Origin of the sequence: Paraprevotella xylaniphila YIT 11841, assembly GCF_900683745.1 — a bacterium.
In the GTDB taxonomy this organism is placed as follows: domain Bacteria; phylum Bacteroidota; class Bacteroidia; order Bacteroidales; family Bacteroidaceae; genus Paraprevotella; species Paraprevotella xylaniphila.
This window is the reverse complement of the sequence record NZ_LR215980.1, coordinates 3,232,386-3,244,900: the sequence shown is the minus strand read 5'-3', so window position 1 is coordinate 3,244,900 and position 12,515 is coordinate 3,232,386. Positions and strand designations below refer to the sequence as shown.

Annotated in this window: 8 protein-coding genes and 1 tRNA gene; 6 read left to right on the top strand and 3 right to left on the bottom strand. The window is 47.1% G+C overall.

Annotated features, from left to right (window positions below):
• Nucleotides 1-36: 36 nt before the first annotated feature.
• The 3 genes from E0E47_RS13510 to E0E47_RS13500 form a co-directional block, all read right to left on the bottom strand.
• Nucleotides 37-402 carry a helix-turn-helix domain-containing protein gene (locus E0E47_RS13510; protein ID WP_130893971.1) on the bottom strand — a complete coding sequence of 122 codons (366 nt, stop codon included), beginning with the start codon at nucleotides 400-402 and terminating at the stop codon, nucleotides 37-39.
• 4 nt (nucleotides 403-406) lie between these two features.
• Nucleotides 407-700 carry a type II toxin-antitoxin system HigB family toxin gene (locus tag E0E47_RS13505; protein WP_008628396.1) on the bottom strand — a complete coding sequence of 98 codons (294 nt, stop codon included), beginning with the start codon at nucleotides 698-700 and terminating at the stop codon, nucleotides 407-409.
• Nucleotides 701-944: 244 nt separating this feature from the next.
• Nucleotides 945-1,018 (bottom strand) — tRNA-Met (locus tag E0E47_RS13500).
• 278 nt (nucleotides 1,019-1,296) lie between these two features.
• Between E0E47_RS13500 and E0E47_RS13495 the strand changes: the two genes are divergently transcribed.
• The 6 genes from E0E47_RS13495 (at nucleotide 1,297) to E0E47_RS13470 (ending at nucleotide 12,510) form a co-directional block, all read left to right on the top strand.
• Nucleotides 1,297-3,198, top strand: coding sequence for an LptF/LptG family permease (locus tag E0E47_RS13495; protein ID WP_130893970.1), 1,902 nt, complete (start codon nucleotides 1,297-1,299; stop codon nucleotides 3,196-3,198).
• Nucleotides 3,199-3,212: 14 nt separating this feature from the next.
• Nucleotides 3,213-4,427 (top strand): bifunctional 3,4-dihydroxy-2-butanone-4-phosphate synthase/GTP cyclohydrolase II, encoded by a 1,215-nt coding sequence (locus E0E47_RS13490; RefSeq protein ID WP_008628388.1) that lies wholly within the window; start codon nucleotides 3,213-3,215, stop codon nucleotides 4,425-4,427.
• A gap of 19 nt (nucleotides 4,428-4,446) precedes the next feature.
• Entirely contained in the window at nucleotides 4,447-5,160 is a 714-nt protein-coding gene (locus E0E47_RS13485) for a Bax inhibitor-1/YccA family protein (protein WP_008628386.1), read from the top strand.
• 137 nt (nucleotides 5,161-5,297) lie between these two features.
• Nucleotides 5,298-6,491 carry a pyridoxal phosphate-dependent aminotransferase gene (locus E0E47_RS13480; protein ID WP_130893969.1) on the top strand — a complete coding sequence of 398 codons (1,194 nt, stop codon included), beginning with the start codon at nucleotides 5,298-5,300 and terminating at the stop codon, nucleotides 6,489-6,491.
• A 137-nt stretch (nucleotides 6,492-6,628) separates the two neighbouring features.
• Nucleotides 6,629-9,232: a zinc-dependent metalloprotease gene (locus E0E47_RS13475; RefSeq protein ID WP_130893968.1), complete on the top strand. Its 2,604-nt coding sequence runs from the start codon at nucleotides 6,629-6,631 to the stop codon at nucleotides 9,230-9,232.
• Nucleotides 9,233-9,252: 20 nt separating this feature from the next.
• Complete coding sequence (locus E0E47_RS13470; protein ID WP_172604715.1) at nucleotides 9,253-12,510, top strand: SusC/RagA family TonB-linked outer membrane protein; 3,258 nt, start codon at nucleotides 9,253-9,255, stop codon at nucleotides 12,508-12,510.
• The last annotated feature ends 5 nt before the right edge of the window (nucleotides 12,511-12,515 follow it).

Below are 12,515 nucleotides of genomic sequence, written 5' to 3'. Positions count from 1 at the left end.
TTCGTGCAAATGGTCGTTTTTAAAACGAATTTCTCATCAGATACCTAACACTATATTCGCATCAATATTGAGTTTCCGGCTCATTTCACGAGCTACTTTAAGGGTAGGCTCGCAACGTCCCGTAAGATAGTCGCTGACACGTGAAGGACTTACTCCAAGAAGTTCTGAAAGTTTCACCTGATTCAATCCCATTTCATACATACGAAGTTTTATCACATCCACTAAAGAAGGTGATTTTATCGGATAGTGTTCATCTTCATAATCCGCAACAAGTTCTGACAACAAATCCAATTCTATCAGATTCTTGTCATTTAAAGGCGTATTGTCATCAACCAATGGCAGAAGTTCTTCTATTCTATCCATTGCTGCCTTATAAGCTGTTTCATTCTGAATCTTTGCCATACGTCTATATATTTTTAGCGTCAATTACATCATATTCGGCATGAGTACCGATAAAGCGAATCAAGACTGTTTTTATCGTAAACTTGATTACTACAATCAACCGATAATTGTTTCCTCTGATATTGAATACATAGTGTTGGTTGCCTACATTATCCACACTGTTAAACATCTGTTTCATATCAGCAAAACAAGTCCACTCTGCTTTCTTCACTTTCTGATACCAGTCTTCGAGTGCAGTTTCCGCGTCAGGATGCTCGGTATAATACTCGATTATTTTGCTTCTCGCTATGACTCTCATGCCTTTTATTGTTTATGCAAAAGTAAAGCTTTTGTTTTGGAATACAAAATATTCTACTGAATTTCAGAACAAACATATTCAATGTTACCTTAAAATATTTCCAAAACAATACTGTATTACCTTACGATTTCATTGATTATCCGTTATTTATCGGGAAAACCATGCAAAATCTGTGCAAATACCCATAAAAATAAAAAAAGCACTCAAGAGTGGAAGCCTCTCAAATGCCCATAAACTTTAGAAGTAGCGGGACCCGGGATTGAACCGGGGACCTCATGATTATGAATCATGCGCTCTAACCAGCTGAGCTATCCCGCCATCCTTGCGTTTGCGGTTGCAAAGGTACGCATTATTTTCATTCCACCAAAAGAAAATTCTACTTTTTTTCATTTTATCTTCAAAGAGCCTTTTAAAAAGCACTTTGTACAGTCAGGTTCCATTCTGTTTTCTCTCAGCACAGTAAAGTTTAACCCACTTGTAGGAGCCACCGAAAAGTCTCTTTTATAGAACACTGTTCCATAAAAACATCTAAAATATAAGGCTACAATATTTTTTTATACTAACTTTGTCCGTTAATTCGTACGAACAACAATGGGATGAAGTTCATTAAGAAAATAGACATATTCGTATTCAAAGCCTATTCTTTGCTCTTCGTTGGCACGTTTTTCATCTGCCTTTTCATTTTCCTGATGCAATTCATGTGGCGATACGTGGACGAGCTCATCGGGAAAGGTTTGACATTGGACGTCCTCGCACACTTCTTTTATTATGCTAGCCTGACACTCATCCCCATGTCCTTACCTTTGGCCATTCTTTTAGCCTCGCTCATTACTTTCGGTAACCTCGGCGAGCGTTTCGAACTGCTTTCCATGAAAGCTGCCGGCATTCCGCTCGTCCGCATACTGCAGCCCATTATCATCTTTAATATCCTACTTTGTATCGGTTCATTTTATTTCCAGAACATAACCGGCCCGGAAGCCCAAAAGAAGTTTTATACGCTCATCTATTCCATGAAACAAAAATCGCCTGAACTGGAAATCCCGGAAGGTATTTTCTACAGTGAGATTCCTGGATATAACATTTTCGTGGAGAAGAAAGGAAAGGAAAACGGTATGCTCTACGGAGTCATGATTTATAGTACGACCGACGGGTATGAAGATGCACAAATCGTATTGGCCGACTCCGCAGAACTCAAAACGACGGCTGACGAAAAGCATCTTATGCTGACGATGTACGCCGGAGAACGTTTTCGTAACATGCAAGCCCAAGGCAACATGATGGCTCGTGCCAACGTGCCTTACATGAGGGAGACATTCATCCAAGAAACCGACCTGATTCCGTTCGACAACAATTTCAACATGATGGATGCCAATGTATTCAGTGGAAGCGCACAAACCAAGAACTTGCGGGAAATTGAAACGGGACTCGATTCTCTGGCGCATAAAAGCGACAGTATCGGACGCTCGCTTTTTGCCTATTTGCAGAATACGACTTATCGAAGGAAAGTAAACATAGCCTCACAAGACTCCGTCAAGATAGCCCGCCAGACGTTGAACTTCGACACCTTATACAGCAAACTGACCGTCAGCCAACAACAGGGCGTATTACGGAACGCCATGCAAAAAAGTACGATAGCCACTAACGAATATGAATTTCGCGGTTTGATTTCGAAAGATATAGACCAGTCCACCCGGACACACTGGGTGGAATGGCACAAGAAGTTCACACTCTCATTAGCCTGCCTGTTCTTCTTCTTTATCGGCGCCCCTCTTGGAGCCATCATCCGCAAAGGAGGTTTGGGTGTACCGGTTGTCATATCCGTCACCATTTTCATCTTCTATTATATCATCAACGTGTCAGGAGAGAAAATGGCAAAAAGCGGGGAATGGATTCCTTGGTTCGGCGAATGGCTTAGCTCCATGGTACTCTGCCCTATCGGCATTTTCCTGACTTACAAAGCCAATAAAGACTCGGCCGTATTCAATATCGAAGCATATATCAATGTGATACGCAAGATTCTGGGACTCCGCATATCCCGTCATATCGCCCGTAAAGAAGTCATCATACACGACCCAGATTATCCCGTTGTAAAAACGGAACTCACGGCTTTGTCGCAAGAATGGCAAGCATACGCACAAAAGAGCAGGTTACGTCTGCCGCCCAACTACCTGCACATTTTCTTCCATAATATAGATGACCATGAGGTTATCAGCCTGAGCCGAAAAATGGAAAACCTCATCACCATACTGTCCAACAGCCGGGACGCGGCAATCTTGGATGCCCTGAACAAGTTTCCTATCGTGCCTACACATGCACATACGCGCCCCTTCCATAATTATAAGTGGAATATGGTGTTAGGCATCATATTCCCTGTGGGCATATTCTTTTATTTCCGAATCTGGCGATACAGGTTGCGTCTTTACAAGGATATACAACAAATAAAAAAATACAGCGCGTTTATCGCCGAACGAATCGAGAAGATATCAGAAATCGAATAAAACATCATAAAGTCATGGATACATTTAAACTGAACACAATAGAAGAAGCCATTGCCGACTTCAAAGAAGGCAAGTTCATAATAGTAGTGGATGACGAAGACCGTGAGAATGAAGGCGACTTCATCACGGCTGCGGAAATGATTACGCCTGAAAAAGTAAATTTCATGCTTCAGGAAGGAAGAGGCGTGCTCTGTGCACCGATTACCATTTCACGTAGTGAAGAACTGGACTTACCTCATCAGGTCAGCACCAATACTTCTATCTTAGGAACCCCTTTCACCATAACCATAGACAAACTGGAAGGCTGTACCACCGGGGTTTCCGCACATGACAGGGCCGCCACCATCCGCGCATTGGCCGACCCGTCTTCCCGCCCGGAAACCTTTGGCCGCCCGGGACATATCAACCCGCTGTATGCGCAAGACAAAGGCGTACTGCGCCGTGCCGGACATACAGAAGCCGCTGTCGACCTGGCACGTCTGGCCGGCCTGCAACCGGCTGCCGCCCTCATCGAAATCCTGAACCCGGACGGTACCATGGCCCGCATGCCTGAATTACAAAAGGTGTCCGCACGCTTCGGAATCAAAATCATAGCCATACGCGACTTGATTGCCTATCGGCTCAAACAGGAATCGATGGTGGAACGAGGCCCGGAAGTAGACATGCCTACCGACTACGGGCACTTCCGCGACATCACTTTCCGCCAGATCAGCAACGGACTGGAACACGTGGCGCTTATCAAAGGAGAATGGGAACCGGACGAACCGATTTTAGTGCGTGTACATTCCTCGTGCGTCACCGGAGACATATTCGGCAGCCAGCGTTGTGATTGCGGAGCACAACTCCACAAAGCCATGCGCATGGTAGAAGAAGCAGGAAAGGGCGTTATCCTCTACATGAACCAGGAAGGGCGCGGCATAGGTCTTTTCAACAAGATGAAAGCCTATAAATTGCAAGAAGAAGGTATGGACACCGTAGATGCCAACGTACATCTCGGTTTCTTGCCCGATGAACGCGAATACGGCGTCGGAGCTCAAATCCTGCATGAATTGGGCGTACATAAAATGCGCCTGTTGACGAACAATCCGGTCAAACGTGTAGGTTTGGAGGCCTACGGACTCGAAATCGTGGAAAATGTTCCCATCGAAGTTCCGGTCACCCCTTACGACGAAAAATACATGCGAACCAAAAAAGAACGCATGGGACACACATTGCATTTCAATAAATAACCCTACTCTCAACGACATAATGGAAACTAAAAACATATATGCTTATAACCCGGAAGAGACGGTACAGGCTTCCGTGTTTTCCAAACTCATGCGCAATGTCTATCGGTGGATGACATTCGCTTTGGCCATTACCGGACTGACAGCCGCATGCGTGGCAGGCAATGCCACACTGATGCAATTCATATTGGGGAATCAGGCCGTTTTCCTCGGACTTATCATTGCCGAACTCGTCGTAGCCTTTACCCTGATAGGCCGTGTCAGCAAGTTGTCATTCACCAACGCCTCTCTATTGTTCATTCTGTATTCCATCCTTACCGGTGTTACTCTGTCTACCATTTTTCTGGTATACGAAATAGGTTCCATCGCCTCTACTTTCTTTGTCACGGCCGGCACATTCGGAACCATGTCCTTAGTAGGATATTTCACTCATAAAGACTTAAGCAAAATGGGAACATATCTCATCATGGCACTTATCGGACTTATCATCGCGACCATTGCGAACTGGTTTATAGCCAGCACTACGCTCGACTGGGGCATCACGTATGCCCTTGTACTCGTTTTTGTCGGACTGACAGCATACGACACCCAGAAAATCAAGGCCATGTTGCGTGAACACGGAATGGGACTGGACGAAAGCACGCAAAAGTTGGCTTTAATGGGTAGTTTCACTTTGTATCTGGATTTCCTGAATTTGTTTCTCCAACTGCTGAAAATCCTTGGAAAAAGAAAATAACAGCAGGGAATAAGATTGATTTTACACCAAAAAGTCACCTTTTTCATCGAAAAGGAGTTAAAAGTGTAGCACATATCCGCAGAATTGCCTAACTTTGCAACATCAAGCCACGAGAATCAATAAATTAAGAAACATATATGAATCAACTATCAGACCGTTTGAACAGACTTTCTCCCTCTGCAACTTTAGCTATGTCTCAAAAAAGCAGCGAGCTGAAAGCACAAGGTGTAGATGTAATCAATTTAAGTGTCGGCGAACCGGATTTCAACACCCCGGACCATATCAAAGCGGCTGCCATCAAAGCCGTAGAAGAGAATTATTCACGCTATTCTCCCGTACCGGGCTATCCCGCACTGCGCGAAGCCATCTCTGCCAAGCTGAAAAACGAAAACGGCTTGGACTATGCACCGGCACAGATTCTTTGCTCCAACGGCGCCAAACAATCTGTATGTAATGCCATCATGGCATTGGTCAATGCCGGCGATGAGGTGATCATTCCGGCTCCTTATTGGGTCAGCTATCCCCAAATGGTCAAATTGGCCGAAGGAGAACCCGTCATTGTAGAAGCGGGCATAGAACAAGATTTCAAGATTACACCCGAACAGCTGGAAGCGGCCATCACGCCGAAAACACGTGCGTTGATTCTCTGCTCTCCCAGCAATCCGACCGGTTCGGTATATTCCAAAGAAGAGTTGGCCAGTCTGGCTCGCGTCCTCGCACGACATGAACGTGTGATTGTCATTGCCGACGAGATTTACGAGCACATCAATTATATCGGCAAACATGAAAGCATCGCCCAGTTCGCGGAAATAAAAGACCGCGTAGTCATCGTCAACGGAGTATCGAAAGCATACGCCATGACGGGATGGAGAATCGGTTTCATTGCTGCTCCCGAATGGATTGTAAAAGGCTGTAACAAGCTACAGGGCCAGTACACTAGCGGTCCTTGTTCCGTTTCGCAAAAGGCAGCCGAAGCCGCTTATACGGGTTCACAACAGTGCGTAGAAGATATGCGCCAGGCTTTTGAACGCCGTAAAAACCTGATTGTCAAATTGGCTAAAGAAATCCCCGGATTGGAGGTGAACAGCCCGGAAGGCGCATTCTATCTGTTCCCCAAATGCAGTTCGTATTTCGGTAAGAAAGACGGTGAACGTGTAATCAACAACTCCACCGATTTTGCCATGTACCTGCTTGAGGTGGGTCATGTGGCTACAGTGGGCGGTGACGCTTTCGGCTCTCCCGAATGTTTCCGCATGAGCTATGCCACCAGTGACGAAAACATTGTCGAGGCCATGAAACGGATTAAAGAAACTCTGGCCCGTCTGAGATAAAAAGAAGTACGTCTTTAAATAATCTAATGCAAAGTATCTCGTCGGAAAACACTGTCGGGGTACTTTTCTTTTTGCACAAAAAATGAATAGTATTTTGGATTAAGACATAATTATAAGTATTATATAGAACACAAGGAATGAGAAAAAACATAATATGGATAAGCCTGTTTTCTTTCGCTATGACCACGATAGCGGAATCTTCTATTGCATCTGCAAATACAGGCATTTTTCCCCTTCTGGCAAAAAACAGAAAGAAAGCAGAGCCCAAAGACTCGGTTGCATCTGATTATAAAAAGCTGACAGGAAGAGACTCGGTTGCCCTCAAAGGAATTGCCAATATCATAAAGAAAAACGGCAGTTTCTATCTGGAATTCCCGACCCGACTGTTAGGACGTGAATTTCTGGTTACCAACCGCTTGCAGAAAGTGCCTTTGGAATTGAACGAGGCCGGAGTGAACAAAGGCATCAATTATGAGAATCAAACCGTCACTTTCGAATGGCAACGCGAAGGGAAGAAATTATGTATCCGCCAACAACGTCTCACTCCTGAAGTTCCTGCCACGGATGCTTTAGCCTCATCTGTAGCGGACAACTATATCAACCCGCTTATTGCCAGTTTGAAAATAGAGGCCGTAGCACCGGACTCCAGTACAGTGGTGGTCAAAATAGACGAGTTGTTCAATGGGAAACAGACCGGTCTTAATGATGTATTCAACAATATCAATCTTGGCACATCCGCTAATTCCGACCTTTCGCGCATTCTGGACATCAAAGCATTTGAAAGCAATATCACGGCCACTTCGGAACTGACTACCATCGTAAGGGAAGGCATGAGTAAAGTAAACGTGACCGTAGTGGTCAGTTCATCACTCAGCCTTTTGCCTGAAATCCCGATGAGAGGACGCAAAGAGAGCAAAAAGGTCGGATATTTCACGAGCCACCGCCTCAGCTATTCCGACCGCCAACAAGAACTTGAAACCCGCCACTACATCACGCGTTGGCGTTTGGAGCCAACAGACGAAGCGGCTTATTTACGCGGTGAGTTGACCTCCCCGAAGAAACCGATTACATTCTATATCGACCCGGCTACGCCGAAGCAACTGCGTCCCTATATCCGTAAGGGTATTTTGGATTGGAACACGGCTTTTGAACAAGCCGGTTTCAAAGATGCCATACGGGTGGAGGAATATACCGACAGTATGGCAGCAGAAGGAGACGATTTGAAATATTCCTTGTTCACCTACGCTGCCTCGGAAAAATCCAATGCCATGGGGCCGTCGGTCATCGACCCACGTACAGGCGAAATCATCGAAGCCGACATCATCTGGTGGCACAACGTCGTATCTTTATTGCGCGAATGGATTGTCATACAGACCGGTGCTGTCAATCCGGCCGTACGGAACCCGGAACTGCCCGACAGCCTGATGGGAGATGCAGCCCGTTTCGTGGCTTGCCATGAAGTTGGACATTCTTTGGGTCTCAAGCATAACATGATTGCATCCTGGGCCTACCCGACCGACTCCTTGCGTTCCCCCGGATTCATGTCACGGGTCGGAGGCACGGCATCTTCCATCATGGACTATGCCCGCTTCAACTATGTGGCCCAACCGGAAGACCACGTACCTTACGTCTCCCCACACATCGGTCCCTACGACCGCTTTGCCATCGAATGGGGATACCGTTGGTATCCGGACGAGGAAACGGAAAAAAGACAGCTCCGTGCACTGTTGGACAGCCATACGGAGAAAATATACAAATATGGAGAGGAACAATCGGCACGCGAAGCGGTGGATCCCCGTTCCCTCAGCGAAGATTTGGGCGACGACGCCATGAAATCGGCAGGCTACGGTATAGAGAACCTGAAACGTATCGTTCCGGATATCGTCAAATGGACAACCACCGGAGAAGAAGGGCAGACCTATAAAGACGCGGCCAAGCTTTACGCCGGAGCCGTCTTCCAATGGGGTCTATATCCTTATCATGTCATGGCCAATGTAGGTGGAATCTATTTGGAAAATACGGAAGTCGGCGACGGCCAAAAGACTTATACTTTCGTGGAAAAGGAGAAACAGAAAGAAGCCGTACAATTCCTAATCGATCAGTATATCACCTATCCGGCTTGGTTGTTCGACACCTCTATCTCGGACTATACCTATATATTAAAAGAGACTCCGCTCGGCACATTGGAACAAAGCCCTAACGCCATGTACAAGAACACGCTGAACTACTTGCTATGGGACTTGTTGGACAACAAGCGTATGGTTCGCATGTTTGAAAATGAATTCCAGAACGGCGAGAAAGCCTTTACCCCCGTGGAAATGGTAGGCATGTTGCACAAACACATCTTCAAGCCCACCATAGCCGGACAAAAACTCGACGTAATGACCCGAAATCTGCAAAAGTCGTTCGTCGATGCACTCATCACGGCTGCCGCCGAAGAGGAAGGTGTGAAAATCAACAAACGCCTCCACGCCCCCCTGCCGGCTTTGAATACCACGGCCTTACCCTGTGCCCACGGATGCTCTTCTGCCATGAACGGCGATAATCGCAATGCCCGCCTCATCGACATGTATAGTACGCAAATCAACCGTGTCAGCGACGCTATCAGTGTCAAACGCGGAGAATTGATGAGCATCCTGCAATTGCTGAAAAACAAACGAAACATTTCCGACCCCGCCACCCGTTTCCATTACGAGGACATGATCCTGCGTATCCAAACGGCACTTGGGTTGACTAAATAAAAACAACGAAAGGAATGAATATGAGAAGAATTGAATGTATCCTCTTGTGTCTGTTCATCGGGATTCTGTCCATGGCGGCACAGACCCGCACCGTCACCGGCTCTGTCTTCGACAAGGCAGACAACCAACCGGTTATCGGTGCCACCATAGCGGTCATGAGCGCACAAGGTACCGTGGCGCATGGCACGACAACTGACTTGGACGGTAAGTTCAAACTGGAAGTACCCTCAGGAACCCAAAACCTGACTTGCCAATTCATGGGTTATACAACGGCCACGATTCATCTTCAGGCCGGAAAAGACAACTATACAGTCTACATGGAAAATGATTCCAAACAGCTGAATGAACTGGTCGTCACGGGTTATCAGGCCATTGACCGCCGCAAGCTGACCTCGGCCGTCACAACGATAAAGATGTCCGATGAGATTATCGGTGGAGTCAACAACATAGACCAGGCTTTGGCCGGACAGATTGCCGGACTGTCTAGCGTGACCTCTTCCGGCTCACCCGGCGCACCGGTCAAGTTACGTATCCGCGGTACGTCCTCCATCAACGGGACGCAAGACCCGCTCTGGGTGCTCGACGGCATTCCATTGGAGGGCACAGACATCCCGTCCATGGAAGATTTACAAGACATAGACAACATCTATCAGACTTCCATCGCAGGTATTAACCCACAGGACATTGAAAGCATCACGGTACTGAAGGATGCAGCAGCCACGGCCATTTATGGTGCCCGGGCTGCAAACGGTGTAATCGTTATCACCACCAAAAAAGGGAAAGCAGGCAAGCCACAAATCAACTTCTCCATGAAGTTGACGTACAACCCCAAGACAGACATAGACCGCCTCAACCTTCTGAACTCTGATGAAAAGGTTGACCTTGAATTAGGCCTGTTGCAGTCCGATTATACCTACCGCGAAAACAAAGGCGACGTAGCCCGCATCATTGCAGGCTACGGGCTGACCGATGCCTACAAGGCCGGAGGCTGGAACGCCCTCTCGCCCGAGGCACAGGCCGACATCAATGCCCTGCGGGCTGTCAATACGGATTGGAACGACATCCTCTTCCGGGACGTGTTCAACCAAGAATACAACGTAAGCCTGTCCGGCGGTTCGGAAAAGGCCACCTACTACTCCGCCTTAGGCTACTATGTGGAACAAGGCAATGTGGAAAGCGTAAAGAACGACCGCTTCAACCTGACACTGAAAACCGACTACCGCATCAACAACAAACTGAAAGTGGGTGCCTCCGTATTTGCCAACCGCCGTAAGCAAAGGTCGTACCTGACCTACGGTGATGGGTTCACTAATCCTGTTTATTATTCACGCATCGCCAACCCCTACCTGCGCCCGTTCGATGATGAAGGGGATTATATCTATGATGTCAACGTACAACATAGCAAAGGCGACATCGTATCAGACTTCAACATTTTCGAGGAACGCGCCAACACATCCAACATCAACACAACGACATCTTTAATGTCCATCTTCGACGCAGAACTCAAACTGGACGAACATTTTAAAATTACGTCCCAATTCGGTTTGCAATGGGACGAAGGCACTATCGAAAAATATGCCGGGGAAAACAGCTACGCCATGCGACGGGAGAAAGAACAAAACACATATTCTTACAGCGATGGCAAACGTACCTTCCTTCCCGATGGAGGAAGCAACAAAATTACGGACAGCCACCAAACCCAATGGACATGGAAAGCCATGGCCGAATATGACAACCGTTTCAAGGATATCCATGAATTGGAAGTGATGTTGGGTACGGAAATCCGTCATAATGAATACAAATCCTTGTTTTCTGCCGCATACGGATATGATAACCGGACACTGACTTCCGTACCAGTCATATTCCCCACGGAAAACTCGGCAGAAGCCCTGCCTCTTCATACCGAAACATTCACAGAAAATGCATTCGTCTCATGGTTTGCCACCGGTTCCTATACGCTACTCCACCGCTACACACTCGGAGGAAGCATCCGCTTTGACGGATCGGATATTTTCGGTGTAGCAAAGAAGTACCGTTACCTTCCGCTCTATTCCGTCAGCGGATTATGGCGTATCAGCGACGAACCGTTCATGAAGAATGTCACGGCCATAGACAATTTGGGACTCCGTGCATCATACGGTCTGCAGGGTAACATTGACAAGAACACTTCCCCTTATCTTATCGGAAAATATGTGCAAGCCACTATTCTGCCGAACAACCCTGAAGATGCATTGCGTCCGCAGAATGCTCCTAACCCTGACTTGCGTTGGGAAAAGACACAAAACGTGAATGTCGGAATGGACTTGTCACTTTGGGACAATGCCATCTCATTGAGCGTGGACTACTATTATCGTAAAGGGACAGACCTTATCGGCATGCGTATGCTGCCCTTGGAAACCGGTTATTCTTCTACCACGGTCAACTGGGCCAGCATGGAGAACCAAGGCGTGGAAGTGGCTTTGACCACACGGAACATCCACACCAAAGATTTCACATGGTTCACCAATCTGAATTTCGGTTTCAACGACAATACCGTCTTACAGGAAACCGTGGCCGAAAACTCCACCACGCCGAGCCGCGAAGGTTACCCCGTGGGAGCTATCTTCGCTTACAAGACAGCCGGACTGGACGATGAAGGCTACCCCTTATACCTTACAAAAGACGGGCAAAAGCTTTCTGCTAAAGACTTTTTCCAACTTAATAACGCCGGTGCCAGTTCTCTGAGCGCAGAAGAACAACGTAACCTGTTGACCTACATGGGCAGCACTGACCCGAAAGTTTCTGGCGGATTCACGAATACATTCAAATACCAACGCGTGACATTGAGCGTCAACTGTATCTTCAACTTCGGGATGCACGTGCAGACCACGCCAAGCTACAGCCTGACCACTTATGACCGCGGTCTGAACACAAACCGCGACATCTTGGACCGTTGGACGCCGGATAACCCTGACGGGAAGTTCCCGAGGCTCATCAACAGCAGCGACAGGCCGGAGGAATATTCTTTTTATGACAACTATCCCATCCTGAACAATTTGGATATTTACGTCAAGAAACAGAACTACTTCCGTTTCCAAAGCATCCGCCTTGCTTACGACCTGCCTACACGTTGGTTGAAGCCTATCGGAGTGAAAAGTGCGTCTGTATCGTTGGAAGGACGTGACCTTTGGGTCATCGCCAGCAACTATCATAATTATCTTGACCCGGAAACGATGGGGAATCCGTACGCCTCCCCCATCCCTAAAAGTTTCATCTTCGGACTTAACGTGAATTTTTAATTAGG

What these genes read in the sequence shown, in the direction of transcription:
- E0E47_RS13510 (WP_130893971.1), bottom strand. Translation starts at nt 402, where the DNA reads ATGGCAAAGATTCAGAATGAAACAGCTTATAAGGCAGCAATGGATAGA.
- E0E47_RS13505 (WP_008628396.1), bottom strand. Translation starts at nt 700, where the DNA reads ATGAGAGTCATAGCGAGAAGCAAAATAATCGAGTATTATACCGAGCAT.
- E0E47_RS13495 (WP_130893970.1), top strand. Translation starts at nt 1,297, where the DNA reads ATGAAGTTCATTAAGAAAATAGACATATTCGTATTCAAAGCCTATTCT.
- E0E47_RS13490 (WP_008628388.1), top strand. Translation starts at nt 3,213, where the DNA reads ATGGATACATTTAAACTGAACACAATAGAAGAAGCCATTGCCGACTTC.
- E0E47_RS13485 (WP_008628386.1), top strand. Translation starts at nt 4,447, where the DNA reads ATGGAAACTAAAAACATATATGCTTATAACCCGGAAGAGACGGTACAG.
- E0E47_RS13480 (WP_130893969.1), top strand. Translation starts at nt 5,298, where the DNA reads ATGAATCAACTATCAGACCGTTTGAACAGACTTTCTCCCTCTGCAACT.
- E0E47_RS13475 (WP_130893968.1), top strand. Translation starts at nt 6,629, where the DNA reads ATGAGAAAAAACATAATATGGATAAGCCTGTTTTCTTTCGCTATGACC.
- E0E47_RS13470 (WP_172604715.1), top strand. Translation starts at nt 9,253, where the DNA reads ATGAGAAGAATTGAATGTATCCTCTTGTGTCTGTTCATCGGGATTCTG.